Source organism: Selenomonas sp. oral taxon 478, from assembly GCF_001189555.1.
GTDB classification, from domain to species: domain Bacteria; phylum Bacillota; class Negativicutes; order Selenomonadales; family Selenomonadaceae; genus Centipeda; species Centipeda felix.
In genome coordinates this window covers 1,051,577-1,071,258 of sequence record NZ_CP012071.1, presented here as the reverse complement: position 1 = coordinate 1,071,258, position 19,682 = coordinate 1,051,577, and the positions used below count along the sequence as shown (strand labels likewise).

The following is a 19,682-nucleotide window of genomic DNA, read 5'->3' as shown; positions in this document are numbered from 1 at the left end:
TGCGAGGGCGAGCGGGGCTATTCGTGGATTTCGAGGGCTTCTTCGAGCCAGCTGTTGATGCGACTGTAGGTTGTGAGTGCCTCCTTGACTTTTCCGCCATAGACCAGTATGAGCATCTGTGTGAAGATCGCCATGAGTGCGGGCGGGGTCATCTGCGTGACCTCCTGAAAGCTCTCTCTGGTGACGTTTGTAATTTGATGTGCGACGTTGTTGCGCAGATCCCTGATGTTGCCTAACTTGCCGAGTTCCGCCATCATATCATCATGGAGTTTTGTGTCCTTTGTCAGCCCTTCTTCCTGCATATAATCGCAATAGTATATGAGCAAGGTAAAGCTGAGGTCACTGTCTTTGTAGCCCCGATATTTCCGATCCAAACGCGTCAACCATTTGGGCGCAGCCTGCTTTATGCGTTCACGCTCGAGTCTATAGCTGCCTTTACGTTTTATATATCTGGAGAGGTTAAGGATGTTTTTCGGGTTCTGTCTGCCTCCCCTTACGTTTTTCTGAACGTAATCGAGCAGAAATTTATCGAGGAATGGGGAGATGCGCAGCATAAAGTTGGAGAGGTGATCGTTTTCCTGATCAATCTGCATGATAAGGAAGTATTCAATGAGACTTTCCTCTTTGTAGCCCTTGAAGAAAAAGAGTTCGGTGTCCCGATAGCTGCTCAGGATTTCGCGTGCCTCTGCGGGCAGGAGTGCGACGCGCTTTGCCGCATGGCGCAGGAGCACCTTTGCCTCCTCGGGGACACGCGGGCTTTGCTCGGCGAGCATGAGGGCTGCTTGGTACTCGTAGGAGCGGATGAGTGCGACGATGCGGTTGCGCTCGGAGTAGTAGCGGAAGACGGAGAGGGGCGGCTCCTCAAGGCGCGATTCTGTCTCAGGCTCGTTGTCATAGTTGCTTGCGATGAGATCCTGTATCTCCTTTTCCGTCATGACCATTTTATGATCGTTTGCCGCCCGAACGGGGGTAACGGTCTGTATGCCGATGCAGCGATCATTGTCTGCGGCAAGGATGGCGAGAACGGTTTTGATCTGTGGCGTGCCCGAGCTGAGGTTGAGCAGGATCTCATGATCGGGATATTTCTCCAACAGATCTGCGACCGTCTGCGGCAGTATTTGACTGAATGCCTCATAGCGACTGGGGTCGACGATGTCGGTGTAGATCGGCGGGTCGATGATGCAGTCGGGGGCTACATGTTTGATCGCGGTGGTGTAGCGGTGGTCGTTCTGCTCGGTGTCGCCCATCTCCTTGGTGAAGAAGAGGAGAACGCGCTCCGGCTGATAGTGGCGCACGATGTGTAAGCAAGCACCGTCGTGGCAGTTTTTGATGGGATCGGTGCTCCCAATGGGCGAGAACAAAATTCGCTTCATCTCGTTCATCCTTTCCAGATGTCAGTCTCTACCGCGCCCATGCCGAGGGCGGTCTTGATGCCGAGCCCCGCGTAGGGGGCAAAGGCGAGGAGTGTGCCGAGGATGCGGCGTACCATGTCGCTGCCGGTAAAGCGAAGGGCGATCTGCCCGCGAAAGCCGCGAATATTGTATCCCTCGACGGAGTATGCCGCAGAGCGCAGCGCGTAACGTGTGAGGTGGATGTGGGCGGCGAGCTCCTGTGCGAGGTTGTCCTCCTCGATGCGGATGTCCGGACAGAATGCGTTCCACCGCAGGAGGAGGCTCTGCAATATGAGGACACTCTCGGGGAGGAGGATGTATGCGCCGCCCTGTTTGAAGCTCGTGGGGGTGAGAAAGTGTATCTCTGCGCCGCGCGGTGCGATTTCCGCACGAAAGTATTCATCGGCGATGTCCTGATAGCTGCGTGCCTCGACGCATTGTATGTTTTGCACGTCGACGGTGTAGCCCTTTTGTCTGAGATGGATGTGCTCCAAGCTCTGCAGTACCGCGCCGATGATCTCCGCTGCCGCCCGATCAAGTGTACCGATACGCCAGATGACGCGCTCCCGCGCTCTGTCCCAGCGGATGCTCTGGCTGTAGGGGCGCAAGTTCTCTGTGTGCAGGTAGGCGGCGTAGTCCTCCGGCAGCTGCTCGATGAGTGCGCCGTGGAGGACGGAGCCCATGGAGGAGGGCGCACGCGCGCCGTCGGGCAGGCGCAGCTCCGCCTCAAAGCGTCTGAGCATTGCCAACCTCCGTGATGGAGCAGAGTCCCATGATCCAGTCCTCGGAATCCATGCGCGCGAGTTTTAGTGTGCGCGGGCTGATGGCGCGATCGAACGCGCGATGTTGATGAGCGGGAACGCGCTGCCGCGTGATGGGATCCCATTCGGTGAAGGTCTGATCGAGGTAGTCGACGATGAAGTCCCGCGCTTCTTTGTCGTTATCCGCAAGTGCATAGACGAGGGTTTTTGAGAGGAATCCTGTGCCGCCGCCGAGGAGTGCATCCGCGTTTTTCGCCGCCGCAAAGAGCGCGGGGTATTGTCTGCCAAAGACTTTTTCCTGCAGGCGCAGTCCGTCTGCGGTGTAGGCATGAACCATGCCGACGATCTCGTCGATGGAGCGGATGCCGAGGGTTCTCAGCATGGCAGGGTCGACGGTGATGGTGAAACGAAGCCGCCGTCCCGCCGGGATGCTCTCACGGAAGAGGGATAGACGGTTCTCGCACGCGCCATCCTCCATGCCGGTGGTGAAGTCGAGTTTGCGCAGGATGACGCTGTCCGTCTCATCTGCGGGGCAGGCGGCATCACTGACTCTGAGTCCGCGCATGGCACTGACGGTAGCGTTCCAAGGCGGTGTTTTTTGTTCCCTTTTGAGTGTGTGCAGGAGCTGTGTCTCGATCTGCCCGATGAGGAAGTCTATGTCGCGCTTTTTCTTGTTTTTCAGGAGTGTGTGGAACTCCTGAAGCCTGCCGCGAAAGAGCTGCGGGCGACGACGGATGAGTCCATGCAGGATGCCGGTGCGTAGTGCCCCCTTGATGCTGCTGCCGGGGATGTAGGGGCGTCCATCCGCAAGTGTGGTCTGGCAGATGATTTCGTTGAGGGTTGCCTTGTCGCCGTCGGTGTCGAGCGGGTCTGCGTGTGCGCGACGGATGATGAGAGATTCTAGTTCGTCCTCGGTGACACCCTGCGCGAGCAGCCACGTGCGCAGGTTGTCGGTGCCGCCGGCTCCCTTTACGACGTAGTTGGAAAATCGCTCCATGAGCCCGCGCTGATCGAGGAAGGCGATCCATTTTGTCGGGTTCAAGAAGGCGGCTTCATGTGTCTCGCTGTTGTAGAGGTATTCAAATGGTTTGAGTTTTCCGCCTGAGCCCGTATGGATGGGGCTGATGCACGTAAGTTCATAGCTGCGGCAGAGTAGTCCCGTCGTCATGCTGTCACCCCCGCATAGAGTCCATAGCCATAGCGCAGTATGGGATGCCCGTCATGCGTCCCCAGTGTGCCGCAGGTGCCGCCGATCCGCGTAGGAAAGCACGAGCCTGCATCGAGGAGATAGACGCTGTTCTTCTTCTCGGCGGCGTGGGTCGGGTTGCTGATAAAGCCACCCGCACGGCGCAGGCGATAGGCACCGCGTTTCACGGCGGCGAGGTCGTCCGCTGCGGGCAGTACGGGCGCGAGTGCGAGCTGCCACGGGGCGTGCTCCGCCGCGAGCATGGTGCCGAGTGCTGCCGCGTCGACGCCGCCGCTCTCATCCACACGGATGATGTCGCCGAGGTGGAATTTGCCGCAGCCGCTCGTGCGTTTGCCGCCGATGCCGGCGGTACCGAGCCATGTGAGGAGGCGGTGCAGCCACGGGATGAGTGCCTCGTCCTGTATCTGCGCGAGGAGGTAAAGCCCTGCGCCGTCGGCAAAGGTGAACTGTCCGACGTAGTAAGGCAGGGGCTCGGTGCCGCGCGTGTTGACGCGCTGACGCAGGGAGAGTGTGCCGAAGTCGCCGTCAAAGTCGTTGTCCTCGAACGGCGTGCCGCTCTCCATGGCGCGGATGTAGTCCTGCATGCGGCTCGCGCGGAGATATTTGAGGTTTTTCTGTTTTTTGCGCAGGGTTGCGTTCGCGCACGTGGTGCGATAGTCCTCTCGCTCCGCCCGTACGCTGCGCTCGATGCGCAGGACAGGACGCGGGAGAAAGAGTGCCATCGCACGGTCGGATGTGCGCTGTTGCCACGGCAGGAGGTCGGAGAGACGCAGGCCGCCCGTCTCGATGCTGCCCATAAGGCGCGTCAGCATCACCTGCTCTCCGGCGGCGGCAAGCTCTGTGCAGAGTGCACCGAAGAGGGCGTCGGCGGTATACTCCATGCACGCCTCGTCGAGTCTGCCGCCGCGTCCCGACGGAGCAAAATGCACGGCCGTGTCGAAGTGAAGGGGATAGATCACATAGCTCACACAGATCCGCCGCCTTCCTCCATCATGCGTGCAATCGCGTTCATCTGCTCTGTATCTGTGCAATCATCGGAGAGTGCAAAGCACTCTGCCGTGAATTCCCGCAGAGAGACTCTGCCGTAGCCGCGCGAGCCATGACCGCCGAGGTAGTCCATCTGCAGGAGGTGCAGTCCGTCGCGCAGCATCTCCATGTCCTCCATGAGTTCGTCCATGCGCTCGATGTTGTAGACAAGGGTAAACGCGAACTCGGTTCCCGCCGGCACACGCTCGATCTGGCGTGGGGTCGCGCCTGCGGTCACGCGGTTGATGCCGTTCTCAAATTTGATCTCACCGATGTAGGTGTCGAGATCCATGCGGTCGAACTGTCGACGCGACTCCTCTGTCATTCGAATGTCTGAGAACTGGAGGCGCGCCGCCTTGCCGCCTGCGCTGCCCTTCGCAGCCGTGCCGAAAAGGCGCTTGATCTGCAGGATGTCGTCCTCGATCTGGTTCAGGACATACTCCTTTGTGGAGTGGCTCCGTGCGAGAAGGGTGCGGATTTTCCCCTTGAGCGAGCTGCCCGGGATGATGGGCTGTTTCGTCAGCGGATCGCGCAGGAATGGGCTGTCGACGCCGCCAATGGGCGAAAAGTCGCTGGATGCACCGATGTGCATTCCTGTTTCGACGCGAAGGATCGCCGTGAGTTTCAGTTTCCCCTTCAATACGCTCTGATTGCTCTCCATGGTCAGTCCCTCCCACCGTGAAATTTGTGATAGGCGACAAGTGCCTCGACAAAGTGGATGAATTCGTCGTATTTCTTCATGTCTGTACCGATGTCGTCGATGCGCGCCATCAGATTTGCCTTTCTCTCGAAATCGCCCACTGTTCCCCGGTTGCGCGCGACCTGATAGGCGAGCTTGACCTTGAGGAATTTCACCTCGGCGGCGAGCTCGGGGCTTAGGATGTCCGTCTCACCGCTGCGCGTGCGGTACATGGAGATCTTGTTCGTGAGGGCGTTGACCGCAGAGAGAAATTTGCGAATCTGTGCTGTGGTCAGCGCGATCTCCTCCTCTCCGCGCTTGTTGCGTCTTTTGTTTAGGCGGGTAATCACATTCTCCGCTTCGCGCGCAAGGTCGGGAATCCGCTCCAGTGTGTCCTTTGTCTCAGGCATTTGACCTCTCTCCCTTCTCTCGGATGCTGTATATGATGAGCTGTAATGCGGTGGACAGCTGTCTGCGTGCTGCCGGGTCGCGGTACCAGTCATAAAGCTGCGTACGCACGCGCTCGTATGCCCTCTGTGCGGGGTGATGCGTCCCCGGGTCGAGCCGCGCGAGTGCGTAGGCAAACCGTGCGAGCTGGATCGGACCGTCCTCCTCCAACAGTGTGAGCAGGCGATAGACGCTGCTCTTACCAAGACACAGCTGCTCTCCCTTTGCGTTTTCCTCAAAGAGGCAGTGCGCTCGCAGGAACGCGATTTTCTCTCCGCAGACGCCGTCGATGAATTCATCCCATCCATAGGTCTGCGCCCGTTCCTTAAACGCTGCGTACGAGCGTCCCTCGGTGACGGCACCGAAGATGGCAACGCTGTCCTTTAGCGGGCGACCGTCTGCGTCACGCCGATCCTTGGCACGCGACTCGAGGTCGCCGGTACGGCGTGCCATCGCAGCGACGGGGTATTTGTCCTTGAAGAAGCCGAGCCCTGCCGAGAAGCGAAGTTTGCCGCCCGTAAAGCGCAGGAAGGCACGGCGCAGATCGACGGCGAGCTCGACGATGTCGTCCCACGCGCCGAGGAGGAAGATGTCGTCGCCGCCTGAGTAGACGATATGAACGTCGCGCGCCGCCTTTTTGACCCTGCCAAAGAGGGTAAAGGGCGCGTCCGTGACCGCATCCGCTGTGCCGCGGCAGATGGCGTTGATGTAGTGCTTGAAGAAGATCGAGAGCCGCTGGGAGAGTGCCGCTGTGCGCGTCATGGTGGCATACGCCGCCGGGAATCCCGCGAGGAATGCCGCTCCGAGGTTGTCCACGTCGGCGCGCATGACACCGATGCGTGGGATGCCCTTGCTGTCCTTCGCGCCGCCGCTGCGCTGTGCCAGTGTCTCCATCTCGAGTACGGCGTTGTCCTCGGAGGCGGAGTAGTCGCCGAGCCAGAGGTGTGCGGCGGGCAGGTCGCCTGTATACGCCGCGTTCTTCGCGTAGATGCGCTCAATCCTGTACGGGAGACGGTCAACGTCGTCCAACTTCTCCGCGGTGAGGTAGAGTGTACGCCCGATGCCGGGGAGGGAGAGTGCATTGGTCCCGCACGTGGTGGAGACGCAGAATGCGTTCTTTTTCAGGATGCGCTCGCCAAAGGTGAAGAGATTGGAGCACATGTCGCACGCATCGATATGAGGGTCGGCGGGATAGGGTACGAGATGCGTTGTCGATGTGTGGCAGACGGCGCACTCGCGTCCCTTATCCCGCGTTTTGTTCCATGCGCTCTCGGGCGTAAACATCGCGGCAAGCTGTTCCTCAGAGTAGCGGCAGAGTTTTTCGGCGGAGAGTTTGTCGCTCACGCGGCGAAAGACCTCCTGTGTCCCCTCCCCTGCGAGCTCGTTCGGCGTGCACGCAGTCCACGCCATGGCAATGTATAGGTTGCTGCCGAAGTGGTGCAGCATCCAGTCGTTGACCGCCGTGTGGCAGCGTACGAGTATGTCCTGCACGTCGTCGGTGTTCTGCAGGAGCATGTAGAAGTGCCCGCCGCCCGTGTAGAGGAGTGCTGTGCGGCTGAGACGACATGCGGTGAGGAGCTCATCCACGATGTTTTCAAGTAGGATTTCGAGGTAGAACGATCGTCCGCGCAGGCTTTTGAGTGCGCCCTTGGACGGGATGGCATAGATGAATGGCTGGATGCCCGAGATGTCCGCCGATACGAGAAGTGCGACGGTGCGGCTGCCGCCATCCTGCTGCGCATACGTCGCTGCGTCGGGGATGTCGTGCGCCGCACAGTAGCGATAGAGCGCGGCTGCATAGGCTGCCGTCATGCGCGTGTAGTCATAAAGCGAGATGTCCGCCGCCGTCGGCGAGGGAATGTAGCTCGTGGTCTCCTCGAGAACGCGCAGCAGCTCGCTCATCGGCATACGCAGCGGGGATTCCCGCGCAAAGTGTGCCGCGAGTGTCTCATAGCATGCGCAGCAGCCCTCCTCTGCGGCGTGCAGTTCCGTGATCGGCTGCGGGAACAGCAGTGCGGCATCGTCGGTCAGGCAGCCGACGGGGAAGCCCTCCTTTCGTCCATCAGTGCGCCCGAATCGATTGAACACGCTCTCCAGATGAACGGATGGCGTGTCGTCCGCGGGCTCTGCGGCAGGGGCAGTCCCCATGGCAATGCGCTCTGCCGCATCGAGGAGCCATCCGATGTCACAGCCGCCCTCTGCTGGACAGGCGGCATGCAGGAGTGCCGTATCCCCCGCACAGAGATCCCTGAGGAACGCCGCCCCCGCATCCGGTGCGTGGGGATGTGCGCGCTCGGCGAGAATGCGTGCGGCACGCAGCAGTGCCGCACGTTCGATCCGCTCACACAGATCTTCCATAGACTCATCTCCTTTCATTATTATTTAATATTGTAATTTCCACAGAAAATGAAAAAGTCCTGCCATTATGGCAGGACAAAGTGGACGGCGATCTTTGATGGTCGCTCTTACATATTCATGACGACCATCTCTATGGGAGAGGCTGGAGGTACGCTCCGTCCCCTTGCGGGGTTCTGGTTCTTAAAATTATAGGGTTTGTAACTCCATGCACGAAGAATGCAAGGCTTTCCGTCCCCTTGCGGGGTTCTGGTTCTTAAATACCGTCCGACCTATGACATCTGCTTTGAGATTATCAACACGTTTCCGTCCCCTTGCGGGGTTCTGGTTCTTAAATTACAATCAAGATAAAGGTCAAGGGCGAAAGCCCAGAAGGTTTCCGTCCCCTTGCGGGGTTCTGGTTCTTAAATAAACACCAGATAAGCCTTGAAACTCATGGTTTCAAGGTTTCCGTCCCCTTGCGGGGTTCTGGTTCTTAAATTGAGATGCTATGTGCATTGACACATAGGAAGGAGAAGTTTCCGTCCCCTTGCGGGGTTCTGGTTCTTAAATCCTCGCCGTGCGAGGCCTTGCGGTATCTGGATGAAAATGCCATTTCGCGGCGCGGAGGTGTTGCGGGAGCGAAAAGCAGCGTCCGTTTGTTTGAAAATCTGCTGTATGCCCCGTCCTATCTCGCGCGGCGCGGATTCCTCTCCCGCGCACGGGATTCTCCGCAAGATTTCAAGAGAAAACACGGCAGGGCAATCGCCCCGCCGCATCCATGTCATTTACTGTGCGCTCATCGAGAGCTCGATGAACTTGTTGCCGAGCTTCGCCTTTTGCAGGACTTCCTCGGTGATGTCCGCGCCCGCCTCGACGATGACGACACCGTTGTCCATCTTGATGGTGCGCGTCGCCTTCTTGCCGAGGAGAAAGCGGCGATGACGATCCTCGTTCGCGCGCTCTGCGTCCTTGGCCTCGTCCTCTGCCGGTGCCTCAGGGGCAGGCTCCTCTGCGGCAGGTGCGGGCTCCTCTGCCGGTGCCTCGGGGGCAGCCGTCTCCTCCGGAGCAGCCGGCTCTTCGGCAGGCGTCTCCTCCGCAGGGGCAGTCTCCTCGACCGGCTCAGCCGCAGCGGGCTCTGCTGCTGCGGGGGCTGTCACAGCGGGTGCCGCCGGTGCAGACGCTGTGTCAGATTTTTTTCCTGCATCGCCCTCCGGTGAGATGACCGTAACTTCCTTACCGAAGATCGCGACCTGATCTGCCGTGACCTCGGAGGTCGAGCCCTCCGGCGTCGTGACTTCGCATTTCTCGATGCTGCCGTCCTCGCCGATAAAGATCTCGGTGATGTTGCCCTGGATGACGCCCGTGCGCGTGATCGCCTTCGTGCCGATGACGCGAATGTTGTCGTCGAGCAGGGTTTCAAAATCTCCCGCCGCATCGAGCGTGAGGATGTTCTCACTGTTGTTGATGGTGACTGCATCATCGCCGACGGCAATCACGTTATCATAGGGGATGAGCTTGACTCCGCGATACCAGTCCTCGTCCTCAATCGTGATCGCTGCCACGATGCGGTTCGGCGCATCAATGAGAAGGGTCTTGCTCATGCCGAGCTCGCGCCCCTCTGTGATGCTGATGACGGGAAGTCCCAGGATGTCAACGCTTTTCTTCATATTTATTCCTCCATTTTAATAAAATGTCAGGTGTGATTGCCCGCCTGTCGATCAGCCTCCGCCAGCACGTCCTCCGGTACCTCGCCGAAGGGGAGCGCAGGGGTTCCCCGCGCGCGGAGCATATCCGAAACGGCGTGCAGGGTGCGGCGGGAGTGGCGAAACTCCTGCACCATGACGGCGTTCTTTGCAATGATAGGCAGTGCGAGCGCCTCGTCAAAGAGGTGAAGCGCCTCGTCGTAGTTCCCCAGACGCTTGTAGAGTGTGGAGAGCTCGATGATGAGATATGGCATGTAGGAGTCCTGCGGGTACCGTGCGAGTGCCTTTCGGTAGGCGGCGACGGCGCGCTCAGGCGCAGGCTCTGCCGACACATAGGCGATGTCGAGCAGCGCATCGAGCCCATCCGGCAGGTGTTCTGCCGGCGAGGGAGCTGGCGGCGGGCTCTTCGCGGGCGGTGCCGCCACTGGGGGCGGTTCTGCCGCCAAAGGCAGTACTGCCGCGAGGGGTGGAGCTGGCTTCGCTGCGTTCTTCTCCGCGTGTGCCTTTGTCTTTTTCTTTTTTGCCGCCGATTTCTTTCCCGCCGGTTGGGGCGGGGCTTGGGGCATGGCAGCTGCCTTTGCCGGGAAGACGGAGACGGACGGACGCTCCGTCATGGCCTCTGCCGCAACGGGCAGGGCGGTCTGCCCCTCCTCAAAGGAGAGCGGTGGATTCTTTGCCGCACGCCGCCGCGCCCGCGCCGCCATCAGGCGGTCAAAGAGGGTGACGAGCAGCCCCGCGCCCGCGATCAGTCCGCCGAGTCGCCAGTAGTACGTCTGCGTCAGCGGCGGAGCATAGTGGATCAGCCCTACCACGAGGGCAACACTGATGAGGACGGTGAGAATGAGTGCAGAAAGCCGTATCTCCGAAAACATCGCCGCCCTCCTTCCCCTAGGGCATCCCCATCACCGATGAGGCGCTGCACGTCCATACCGCGTAGAGCCCGGAGACAGGACGCATCTGCGACCGCTCGGTCAGAAATCCGAAGCATCTACATATAGGTACTCTAGGACGCTTTCGACGTAAATGCGGAAAATCCTTCTATACATATCCAAAATCTTGTGAAAAACGTTAAAAACTTTTCCAACAGAGCGCATACGGAGCGACGATCAGTGTATCAAAATAATGGATGTCCCAGTGAAGCATCGACACAAACAGGCAAAATGGATGACACCCAACACAAAAACCTCTGCACGACGGAAAGCCTTCGCGCAGAGGTTTTACTTTTACAGGAGAACGGCTCAGACAGCGTCAAATGCTGCCGTGAGGTCGGCGAGGAGGTCGTCGATGTGCTCGATGCCGATGGAGAGGCGGATGGTGCCTCTGCCGATGCCGGACGCTGCGAGCTCGTCGTCGTTCATCTGGGAGTGCGTGGTGGTCGCAGGATGGATGACGAGCGACTTGACATCCGCGACGTTCGCGAGGAGCGAGAAGAGTTTCAGGTGATCGATGAAGCGGAACGCCGCCTCCTGCCCGCCCACGATGTCAAAGGTGAAGATCGATACGCCGCCCTGCGGGAAGTACCGCTCGTAGATGGCGTGATCGGGATGATGCGGGAGCGAGGGGTGGTTGACGCGCTCGACCTTCGGATGCTTCGCGAGGAAGTCCACGACCTTCAGTGCGTTCGATACGTGCCGCTCGACGCGCAGGGAGAGTGTCTCGAGCCCCTGCAGGAAGAGGAATGCGTTGAACGGAGCGATCGCCGCGCCCGTGTCACGCAGGAGGAGGGCACGGATGTAGGTGACGAAGGCGACGGGGCCGAGTGCCTCGACGAAGTTCACGCCGTGATAGCTCTCGTTCGGCTGCGTGAGGTGCGGGAAGCGTCCCGATGCCTTCCAGTCGAAGGTGCCGCCCTCGACGATGACGCCGCCGAGGCTGGATCCGTGCCCGCCGATGAATTTCGTTGCGGAGTGCACGACGACGTCTGCGCCGTGCTCGATCGGGCGCAGAAGATACGGTGTCGCAAAGGTGTTGTCGATGACGACGGGGACGCCCTGCGCATGTGCCGCCTTGGCGACGGCCTCGATGTCCACGAGATCGGCGTTCGGGTTGCCGACGGTCTCGATGAAAACGCATTTCGTGTTCGGGCGGATGGCATCGGCGAAGCCCTGTGCGCCCGCCCGCGGCTCGACGAAGGTCACGTCGATGCCCCAGTCCTTCGCCGTGTGCGCGAGGAAGTTGTACGTACCGCCGTAGATGCTCTGCTGCGCGACGACGTGGTCGCCCTCATGGGCGAGTGCCTGGATCGTCGCTGTGATCGCCGCGGCACCCGAGGCAAAGGCGAGGGCCGCCGTGCCGCCCTCGAGTGCCGCGATGCGCTTTTCAAAGACATCCTGCGTCGGGTTCATCAGGCGTCCATAGATATAGCCCGGATCCTTGAGCGCGAAGCGGTCGGCGGCGTGCTGCGCATTGTGGAAGACGTACGAGGTCGTCTGATAAATCGGCACAGCGCGCGCATCCGTCACGGGATCGGCTTCCTCCTGTCCGACGCGCACCTGCAAGGTCTCAAAATGATATTTCTGTTCACTCATGGCGATTCCCCTCTCACCCAAAACGATATAACATATTTTATTGCTATGTATTATATATAAAATGTGCTGTTTGTCAAGCAGAATTTGCCTTCTGATACTTCAGCGGTGAGATGCCCTTATACTTTCGAAACGTCTTAATGAAGTAGCTGATGTCGTTGAACCCCGTCGCAAGCGCAATCTCCGTGATGCTCTCGCCACTGTGCGCGAGGCGGATGCACGCCGCCTCGATGCGGTAATGATTCAGGTAGTCGATGGGGCTGCGGTTCGTGATCTTCTGGAAAAACCGACAGAAATAGTTCGGCGTCAGTCCTGCCGCCGCCGCGAGATCGCCGAGGGTAAGCGGCTGATCGTAGGCATCGTCGATGAGCTGAAATGTCTTCTTAAGCTGCATGACACGCCGCCGGCTGCTCTCGCGCAGCGCCGCATTCGGTACGTGGCAGAGTCCATGCTGCAGCACCGCACCAATGAAGCTGTAGAGCATCCCCGTGACGATCAGCTCATACCCCTCACGCGCCCCCTTCATCGCCGTAAAGAGCGCAGCGATCATCTGTGGTACATCGTGTGTCTCGCCGGGGATGTATTTATTGATGAGAAGTTCATGCTCGAGGATCTTGCTCACGCGCTCCCCCGTGCATTGACTCCCGTGCAGGAGTTTCTTCATATCAAATACGATACACTCGTAGACGGTCTCCTGATCCAGCGGCGCACCGCCGTGAACGATGCCGTCACGGATAAAGAGGATGTCGCCCGCACGCGCCTGCACGGTGTCCTCGTTGAGGGAAAGCGTCAGCCCGCCGTGCAGAACGTAGACGATCTCGTACTCGATATGCCAGTGATAGGGCATGTGAAAGCGCGGGTGACGGCAGTCCACATGATGGAATTCGATCGGAAAATCAAAGCGTCCGCGCGTACGGAATTCGTTGTATCCCGCAGGTTTCATGGTGTTCTCCTCTATTTCGCAAAAGATAATATCGTCGCATTTTTTATCAATAACGTCATATCATTCTCCGTTTGCTCTTACTGGTAATATTTCTCAAGTTATATCCATTTTATTAAAAAGATAAAATCGTTCTATTTTTACATAGTATAGCACAAGCACCGCACCCTGTTCAACGCTATAATACAGACATAACAGAAAAAAGTAAATATTCATCAACGCGATGAATCACATGTGAAACGGAGGAAATTATCATGGCAGAAGCAAGATGCATTGGCGGTTATCCGGTGATCGGCATCCGTCCGACGATTGACGGGCGGCGCGGTGTTCTCGATGTGCGCGGCGCACTTGAGGAGCAGACAATGGGTATGGCACGCGCCGCGAAGAAGCTCTTTGAGGAGAACCTGCGCTACTCGAACGGCGAGCCTGTGAAGGTCATCATCGCGGACTCGACCATCGGCCGCGTCCCTGAGGCGGCGGCGTGCGCAGAGCAGTTCCGTCGTGCGGGCGTAGACATCACGCTGACGGTCACGCCGTGCTGGTGCTACGGCTCGGAGACGATGGACATGGATCCGATGACGATCAAGGGCGTCTGGGGCTTTAACGGCACGGAGCGCCCGGGCGCGGTCTATCTCGCCTCCGTCCTCGCGAGCCACGCACAGAAGGGGCTGCCCGCATTCGGCATCTACGGCCATGACGTGCAGGAGGCAGACGCCGAGGGTATCCCCGCCGACGTCGTGGAGAAGCTGCTCCGCTTCGGCCGCGCTGCCGTCGCCGCCGCTACGATGCGCGGCAAGTCCTACCTCCAGATCGGTGCGATCACAATGGGCATCGGCGGATCGATCATTAACCCCGAGTTCTTTGAGGAATACCTCGGTATGCGCGTCGAGTCCGTCGATGAGGTCGAGATCATCCGCCGCATGACGGAGGGTGTCTACGATCCCGAGGAGTACAAGAAGGCTCTCGCATGGACGAAAGAGCACTGCAAGGAAGGTTTTGACAAGAACCCCGAATTCGCACGCAAGAGCGACAAGGAGAAAGAAGAGGCCTGGGAGTTCGTCGTCAAGATGATGTGCATCATCAAGGATCTTTACAACGGCAACAAGAATCTGCCAAAGGGCTGCGAGGAGGAGGTCCTCGGACACAACGCGATTGCGGGCGGCTTCCAGGGGCAGCGCCAGTGGACGGACTTCTACCCGAACGGCGATTTCGCCGAGGCGATGATGAACTCCTCGTTCGACTGGAACGGTGCGCGCGAGCCGTACATCCTCGCCACGGAGAACGACACACTGAACGGCGTTGCGATGCTCTTCAACAAGCTGCTCACGAACCGCGCCCAGATCTTTGCCGATGTTCGTACGTACTGGAGTCCCGAGGCCGTCAAAAAGGCGACAGGCTACGAGCTGGAAGGACGTGCCAAGGAGGGCAAGGGCTTTATCCACCTCATCAACTCCGGCGCAGCGTGCCTTGATGCGTGCGGCGAGATCAAGGACGGCGCAGATTCCGTCATCAAGCCGTTCTGGGAGCTGACGGAGAAGGATCAGAAGGCCTGCCTCGATGCGACCGAGTGGTGCCCAGCGGACAACGGCTACTTCCGCGGCGGCGGCTTCTCCTCCCGTTTCCTCACGCGCGGCGAGATGCCCGCGACCATGGTGCGCGTCAACCTCGTGAAGGGTCTCGGGCCCGTACTGCAGCTCGTTGAAGGCTGGACGGTGAACCTGCCCGACGAGGTCTCGGACAAGCTCTGGAAGCGCACGGACTACACCTGGCCGTGCACCTGGTTCACCCCGCGTCTGACAGGTGCGGGCGCATTCCGCTCCGCCTACGATGTGATGAACAACTGGGGTGCGAACCACGGTGCGATCAGTTACGGACACATCGGCGCCGACCTCATCACACTCTGCTCCATCCTGCGCATCCCCGTCTGTATGCATAATGTCGCGGACGTCGATGTCTTCCGCCCCGCCGCATGGAACGCGTTCGGCATGGACGCAGAGGGACAGGACTATCGCGCCTGTGCCGCCTACGGGCCAATGTATAAATAACATCGGAGGCTGTCATGGCTACGGAAAAATATGTGCTCTCCTTCGACCTCGGCGCCTCGGGCGGCAGAGCCGTCTTGGGCGCGTACGACGGCAGCCGCATCCGCATGGAGGAACTGCACCGCTTCACAAACGATCCCGTCCACCTTGGACGCACGATGTACTGGGATGTCCTGCGCCTATTTCACGAGATGAAGCAGGGGCTGCTGAAGGCACGCGGGCATAACATCGCGAGCATCGGCACAGACACATGGGGCGTGGACTTCGGGCTTTTGGACGCTGACGGCTGTCTCCTCGAAAACCCCGTCCACTACCGCGACCGCCGCACCGTCGGCATGAGCGGCACGGCATTCCAAAAGATTTCACGCGAGGAACTCTACCGCATCACGGGCAATCAGATCATGGAGATCAACACCGTGTTTCAGCTGCTCGCCCTCAGGCAGCAGCGCCCCGAGCTGCTCGCGCGTGCAAAAACGCTGCTGCTCATGCCGGATCTCCTCAACTACTTTCTCTCAGGGGAGAAGCAGACCGAGTACTCCATCGCCAGCACGACACAGATGCTCGATGCACAGAGGCGCACATGGTCGCGTGAGGTACTCACCGCACTCGACCTGCCCGCGCACATTCTCACGGACATTGTCCCCACGGCGACGCCCATTGGGCGCATGACGGAGGAGCTGTCCGCCGAGCTCGGCATGGGGCGGCCCGACATCATCGCCGTCGCGGGGCATGACACGCAGAGTGCCATGGCGGGCGTGCCCACAGGCGAGGAGGACTTCATCTTCCTCTCCTGCGGCACATGGTCGCTCCTCGGCACAGAGCTGCGTGAGCCGATCATCAACGAAACCTCCGCCGCGTGCAACATCACGAACGAGGGCGGCTACGGTGCGCGGATCTCCTTCCTCAAGAACCTCATCGGCCTCTGGCTCATTCAGGAGAGCCGCCGTCAGTGGATGCGCGAAGGGCACGAATACTCCTACGGCGAGCTGGAGCAAATGGCGGCGGCAGCCCCCACACAGCGCTCCTTCATCCGCCCCGACGATCCCGCGTTCCTGCCCTCGGGCGATATGCCGCTCCGGATCCGCGCCGCGTGTGAGCGCACGGGACAGCCCGTCCCAGAGACCGTCGGCGAAGTCGTTCGCTGCATCGACGAGAGCCTTGCCCTCTCCTACCGCGCGGCACTCACGGAGATCGAGACCTGCACGGGCAAACACTACGACAAGATCTATCTCATCGGCGGCGGCGTCCAGAGCCGACTCCTCGCCCAGCTTACGGCAGACGCGTGCGGACGCACCGTCCTCGCGGGTCCTGTCGAGGCAACCGTCCTCGGCAATATCGCCCTGCAGCTGATTGCAGCGGGCGAGGTCAAGGATCTCGCTGAGGCACGGGCACTCATCCGCGCCTCCTCCGACATCACGGCGTACGAGCCGAAGAACACCGACCAATGGGACACACATTTTGAAAAATGGAAGGGGCTGACCCCATGCTGAAAGGAATCCCGAAGATCATCTCCCCCGCGCTGCTCAAGGTACTCGCCGAGATGGGACACAGCGACCGCATCGTCATCGGCGACGGCAACTTCCCCGCCGAATCGGTCGGCAAGGACTGCATCGTCATCCGCGCCGACGGGCACGGCGTTCCCGAACTCCTCGACGCGATCCTCACGCTGTTCCCGCTCGACCCCTACGTCGACAAACCGGTCAGCCTCATGGAGGTCATGCCGGGCGATCCCGTCAAAACACCGATCTGGGACACGTACAAGGAGATCATTGCAAAGCATGACGCGCGCGGCGCGGCAGCCGTCGGCACGATCGAGCGGTTCCGCTTCTACGATGAGGCGCGTACGGCGTACGCCATTGTCACCACGGGCGAATCCGCGCTGTACGCCAACATCATACTGCAAAAGGGTGTCGTCACGGACGCCTGAAAGGTGAGAGAAATGGATAATATAAAGGAAACCAAAGACGCCATCTGCGATGTCTGCCATAAGATGTGGCAGCTCGGCTGGGTCGCCGCGAATGACGGCAACGTCACCGTCCTCCTCGATGACGACACCCTGCTCGCAACGCCGACCGGCATCAGCAAGAGCTTTATCACACCCGAAAAGCTCGTCCGCATCGACCGCGAGGGCAACATCCTTGAGGCGAACGAGGGCTATCGCCCCTCCTCCGAGATCAAGATGCACCTGCGCTGCTACAAGGACCGCGCAGACGTGCGCTCCGTCGTGCACGCGCATCCGCCCACGGCGACCGGCTTTGCCGTCGCGCACATACCGCTTGACCGCTACGACATGATCGAGACCGTCGTCTCGCTCGGCTCCATCCCCATCACGCCGTACGGCACGCCGTCCACATACGAAGTCCCCGAGGCGATTGCGCCCTACATCCAGGAGCACGATGCCGTACTCCTTGAGAACCACGGCGCGCTGACCCTCGGAGCGAACCTCATTGACGCCTACTACAAGATGGAGACACTCGAACTGTTCGCCAAGATCAACCTCACCGCCTATATGCTCGGCGGACCAAAGGAAATCTCGCGTGCGAACATCGACAAGCTCATCGATCTACGCAGCTACTATGGTGTCAAGGGACGCCACCCCGGCTACAAGCACTACGCTGAGGAATAACCGAGATCAAACCGAACAGAGGGTGATTCACATGACCAAAGATACTGCCGCCTTTACGTCGGACGTGCGCGACGTGGACGATACCCCCGTCGTGCCCCACCAGTACCGCGTATACTTCTTCCTGCTCGTCTCCTGCTTTGCACTCTGGGGACTGCTCAACAACATGACGGACAACCTCGTCCCGTCCTTTGCCAAGATCTTTATGATCAAGGCAGTCGACTCCTCTCTCGTGCAGGTGGCGTTCTATGGCGCATACGCCGTTCTGGCACTCCCCGCCGCCTACATTATCAAGCGTTACTCCTACCGCATGGGGGTCCTCGTCGGACTCGGGTTTTACATGATCGGCGCTTTCGGGTATATCCCGGCGGCGATCCTGCAGAGCTACAACCTCTTCCTCGTCTCTATCTTCATCCTCGCGGGCGGTCTCTCCGTCCTTGAGACCACGTGCAACCCGTTCGTCCTCTCCCTCGGCGATGAGTCGACCAGCGTCCGCCGCCTCAACTTTGCCCAGGCGTTCAACCCGCTCGGCTCGATGGCAGGGCTGTTCCTCGCGAAATACGTCATCCTCGCGCACCTGAACCCCGCCACGCTCGACGACCGCCTCGCCATGAGTACGGAGGCACTCACCGCCGTCCGCGATACCGAGCTGTTCTGGGTCTGCGTCCCCTACGTCGGACTCATCCTCATCGCCTTCATCATCTGGTGCTTCTTCTACCGCAGCGGTCTCAGTGACCGTGACGCAGGCGACACCATGAGCGTCGGTGAGGCAATCCGCCGCCTCGTCGCCCGCCCGCGCTATGCGTTCGGCGTTGTCAGCCAGTTCTTCTACGTCGGCGTACAGATCGCCGTCTGGACATGGACGATCAAGTACGTCATGACGAACATGAACCTCATCGAGGCGGAGGCAGCAAACTACTACATCTACTCCATCTTCCTCTTCATCGGCTGCCGCTGGATCTGCACGTGGCTCATGAAGTACATCGTCCCCGCAAAGATGATGGCGGTCTTCGCCCTCGGCGGCATCCTCTGCTGCCTCGGGACCATCTACCTCCCGATCGAGATCTCCATCTACTGTCTCGTCGGTATCTCGGGATGCATGTCCCTCATGTTCCCGACCATCTACGGCATTGCTCTGCGCGGGCTCGGTCCTGAAGTCAAGTTCGGTGCAGCCGGTCTCATCATGGCAATCCTCGGCGGTGCCATCATCACCCCGATGATGGGCGCACTCGTTGACAGCGGCACGCTTACTGGCCTCGTCAGCGGATTCTCCCCTGAAATCGCCGCCATCCGCAGTGCCTTCTACCTCCCCGTCCTCTGCTTTGCCGTTGTTCTCGCGTACTCGCTTGCCTTCCGCAATGTGAAGGACTGAGGACAAAAGGCTACTGTTTCTCTATATCTCTGCGGCAGAAAACGTCGCAGAGATATTTTTTTGCAAGATTATTTAATAATTACTATTGACAAGTAATCCATTTGTCGCTATAATGACACACGTAATGAGATACAAAACAGGAAGAACAACAAGATGAAAGGGGATTTTACTATGTCACATGCAAATGATGCAAACCTCAACAACGCGATCAACGCCTACATCGCCAACATCGGCGTCGGCTATATCAAGCTGCACAATCTCCACTGGAATGTGGTCGGGCCACAGTTCAAGGCTGTTCATGAGTACCTCGAGTCGCTCTACGACGCGTTCGCGGATGTGCTCGATGAGACGGCAGAGCTGCTGAAGATGGCCGGCGTGCAGCCGGTCGCGAGCCTCAAGGGGTACCTCGCTATCGCGACGATCCAGGAGCTCGGTGACGAGGCGGTCGATCAGAAGAAGGCGCTCGAGATCACGCTTGCCGACCTTGAGCTGCTCCGCGATCAGGCGCTCGCGATCCGCAAGGCGGCCGATGCGCATGACTGCTTCGGCGTTGCGAACCTCATGGAGGATCACATCACCAACTACGCAAAGCAGATCTGGTTCCTCCACTCCATGCTTGCATAATATTC

At 59.5% G+C, this 19,682-nt stretch carries 17 protein-coding genes and 1 CRISPR repeat array; of the genes, 6 read left to right on the top strand and 11 right to left on the bottom strand.

What is annotated here, in order from left to right; translation table 11 throughout:
* Positions 1-17: 17 nt before the first annotated feature.
* The 11 genes from ADJ74_RS05030 to ADJ74_RS04980 form a co-directional block, all read right to left on the bottom strand.
* Entirely contained in the window at positions 18-1,373 is a 1,356-nt protein-coding gene (locus ADJ74_RS05030) for a hypothetical protein (protein WP_050344210.1), read from the bottom strand.
* A 5-nt stretch (positions 1,374-1,378) separates the two neighbouring features.
* Positions 1,379-2,134, bottom strand: coding sequence for a CRISPR system precrRNA processing endoribonuclease RAMP protein Cas6 (cas6, locus tag ADJ74_RS05025; protein WP_050342388.1), 756 nt, complete (start codon positions 2,132-2,134; stop codon positions 1,379-1,381).
* Entirely contained in the window at positions 2,118-3,320 is a 1,203-nt protein-coding gene (gene csm5 / locus ADJ74_RS05020) for a type III-A CRISPR-associated RAMP protein Csm5 (protein WP_050342386.1), read from the bottom strand. Before csm5 ends, cas6 begins: the two co-directional genes overlap by 17 nt.
* Complete coding sequence (locus tag ADJ74_RS05015) at positions 3,317-4,327, bottom strand: CRISPR-associated protein Csm4 (RefSeq protein WP_050342385.1); 1,011 nt, start codon at positions 4,325-4,327, stop codon at positions 3,317-3,319. Before ADJ74_RS05015 ends, csm5 begins: the two co-directional genes overlap by 4 nt.
* Positions 4,324-5,046: a type III-A CRISPR-associated RAMP protein Csm3 gene (csm3, locus tag ADJ74_RS05010; RefSeq protein ID WP_050342384.1), complete on the bottom strand. Its 723-nt coding sequence runs from the start codon at positions 5,044-5,046 to the stop codon at positions 4,324-4,326. The genes ADJ74_RS05015 and csm3 overlap by 4 nt, the downstream gene beginning before the upstream one ends.
* 2 nt (positions 5,047-5,048) lie before the next feature.
* Positions 5,049-5,474, bottom strand: a complete 426-nt coding sequence (gene csm2, locus ADJ74_RS05005) for a type III-A CRISPR-associated protein Csm2 (RefSeq protein WP_050342381.1) — start codon at positions 5,472-5,474, stop codon at positions 5,049-5,051.
* Positions 5,467-7,869 (bottom strand): type III-A CRISPR-associated protein Cas10/Csm1, encoded by a 2,403-nt coding sequence (gene cas10, locus ADJ74_RS05000; RefSeq protein WP_050342380.1) that lies wholly within the window; start codon positions 7,867-7,869, stop codon positions 5,467-5,469. The genes csm2 and cas10 overlap by 8 nt, the downstream gene beginning before the upstream one ends.
* Positions 7,870-8,021: 152 nt before the next feature.
* Positions 8,022-8,418: direct repeats of the CRISPR family, unit length 34 nt; unit sequence TTTCCGTCCCCTTGCGGGGTTCTGGTTCTTAAAT.
* A gap of 215 nt (positions 8,419-8,633) precedes the next feature.
* Entirely contained in the window at positions 8,634-9,515 is an 882-nt protein-coding gene (locus tag ADJ74_RS04995) for a PRC-barrel domain-containing protein (RefSeq protein ID WP_050342379.1), read from the bottom strand.
* Positions 9,516-9,541: 26 nt separating this feature from the next.
* Entirely contained in the window at positions 9,542-10,423 is an 882-nt protein-coding gene (locus tag ADJ74_RS04990; RefSeq protein WP_050342377.1) for a tol-pal system YbgF family protein, read from the bottom strand.
* A 366-nt stretch (positions 10,424-10,789) separates the two neighbouring features.
* Entirely contained in the window at positions 10,790-12,079 is a 1,290-nt protein-coding gene (locus ADJ74_RS04985) for an O-acetylhomoserine aminocarboxypropyltransferase/cysteine synthase family protein (protein ID WP_050342376.1), read from the bottom strand.
* 73 nt (positions 12,080-12,152) lie between these two features.
* Entirely contained in the window at positions 12,153-13,019 is an 867-nt protein-coding gene (locus tag ADJ74_RS04980; protein ID WP_050342374.1) for an AraC family transcriptional regulator, read from the bottom strand.
* 251 nt (positions 13,020-13,270) lie between these two features.
* Here ADJ74_RS04980 and ADJ74_RS04975 point away from each other — a divergent pair, with 251 nt between their 5' ends.
* The 6 genes from ADJ74_RS04975 to ADJ74_RS04950 all read left to right on the top strand — a co-directional run bounded on the left by ADJ74_RS04975 (position 13,271) and on the right by ADJ74_RS04950 (position 19,677).
* Positions 13,271-15,061 carry an L-fucose isomerase gene (locus tag ADJ74_RS04975; protein ID WP_050342372.1) on the top strand — a complete coding sequence of 597 codons (1,791 nt, stop codon included), beginning with the start codon at positions 13,271-13,273 and terminating at the stop codon, positions 15,059-15,061.
* 14 nt (positions 15,062-15,075) lie between these two features.
* Complete coding sequence (locus tag ADJ74_RS04970) at positions 15,076-16,548, top strand: rhamnulokinase family protein (RefSeq protein ID WP_050342370.1); 1,473 nt, start codon at positions 15,076-15,078, stop codon at positions 16,546-16,548.
* Entirely contained in the window at positions 16,542-16,985 is a 444-nt protein-coding gene (locus ADJ74_RS04965; protein WP_050342368.1) for an RbsD/FucU family protein, read from the top strand. The genes ADJ74_RS04970 and ADJ74_RS04965 overlap by 7 nt, the downstream gene beginning before the upstream one ends.
* A 12-nt stretch (positions 16,986-16,997) precedes the next feature.
* The gene (locus ADJ74_RS04960; RefSeq protein ID WP_050342365.1) at positions 16,998-17,684 is read left to right on the top strand and encodes a class II aldolase/adducin family protein; all 687 of its coding nucleotides are present in this window, start codon (positions 16,998-17,000) and stop codon (positions 17,682-17,684) included.
* Between the two features lie 31 nt (positions 17,685-17,715).
* Positions 17,716-19,053, top strand: coding sequence for an L-fucose:H+ symporter permease (gene fucP, locus ADJ74_RS04955; protein ID WP_050342364.1), 1,338 nt, complete (start codon positions 17,716-17,718; stop codon positions 19,051-19,053).
* 171 nt (positions 19,054-19,224) lie between these two features.
* Positions 19,225-19,677 carry a DNA starvation/stationary phase protection protein gene (locus ADJ74_RS04950; protein WP_050342361.1) on the top strand — a complete coding sequence of 151 codons (453 nt, stop codon included), beginning with the start codon at positions 19,225-19,227 and terminating at the stop codon, positions 19,675-19,677.
* Positions 19,678-19,682 lie beyond the last annotated feature (5 nt).

Bases quoted from the DNA above. Each gene is read 5' to 3' on its own strand.
- ADJ74_RS04985 (WP_050342376.1), bottom strand. From the start codon at position 12,079: ATGAGTGAACAGAAATATCATTTTGAGACCTTGCAGGTGCGCGTCGGA.
- ADJ74_RS04960 (WP_050342365.1), top strand. From the start codon at position 16,998: ATGGATAATATAAAGGAAACCAAAGACGCCATCTGCGATGTCTGCCAT.
- csm2 (WP_050342381.1), bottom strand. From the start codon at position 5,474: ATGCCTGAGACAAAGGACACACTGGAGCGGATTCCCGACCTTGCGCGC.
- ADJ74_RS04970 (WP_050342370.1), top strand. From the start codon at position 15,076: ATGGCTACGGAAAAATATGTGCTCTCCTTCGACCTCGGCGCCTCGGGC.
- ADJ74_RS04980 (WP_050342374.1), bottom strand. From the start codon at position 13,019: ATGAAACCTGCGGGATACAACGAATTCCGTACGCGCGGACGCTTTGAT.
- ADJ74_RS04990 (WP_050342377.1), bottom strand. From the start codon at position 10,423: ATGTTTTCGGAGATACGGCTTTCTGCACTCATTCTCACCGTCCTCATC.
- fucP (WP_050342364.1), top strand. From the start codon at position 17,716: ATGACCAAAGATACTGCCGCCTTTACGTCGGACGTGCGCGACGTGGAC.
- ADJ74_RS05030 (WP_050344210.1), bottom strand. From the start codon at position 1,373: ATGAAGCGAATTTTGTTCTCGCCCATTGGGAGCACCGATCCCATCAAA.
- ADJ74_RS04975 (WP_050342372.1), top strand. From the start codon at position 13,271: ATGGCAGAAGCAAGATGCATTGGCGGTTATCCGGTGATCGGCATCCGT.
- cas6 (WP_050342388.1), bottom strand. From the start codon at position 2,134: ATGCTCAGACGCTTTGAGGCGGAGCTGCGCCTGCCCGACGGCGCGCGT.
- csm3 (WP_050342384.1), bottom strand. From the start codon at position 5,046: ATGGAGAGCAATCAGAGCGTATTGAAGGGGAAACTGAAACTCACGGCG.
- cas10 (WP_050342380.1), bottom strand. From the start codon at position 7,869: ATGGAAGATCTGTGTGAGCGGATCGAACGTGCGGCACTGCTGCGTGCC.
- ADJ74_RS04995 (WP_050342379.1), bottom strand. From the start codon at position 9,515: ATGAAGAAAAGCGTTGACATCCTGGGACTTCCCGTCATCAGCATCACA.
- ADJ74_RS04965 (WP_050342368.1), top strand. From the start codon at position 16,542: ATGCTGAAAGGAATCCCGAAGATCATCTCCCCCGCGCTGCTCAAGGTA.
- ADJ74_RS04950 (WP_050342361.1), top strand. From the start codon at position 19,225: ATGTCACATGCAAATGATGCAAACCTCAACAACGCGATCAACGCCTAC.
- csm5 (WP_050342386.1), bottom strand. From the start codon at position 3,320: ATGACGACGGGACTACTCTGCCGCAGCTATGAACTTACGTGCATCAGC.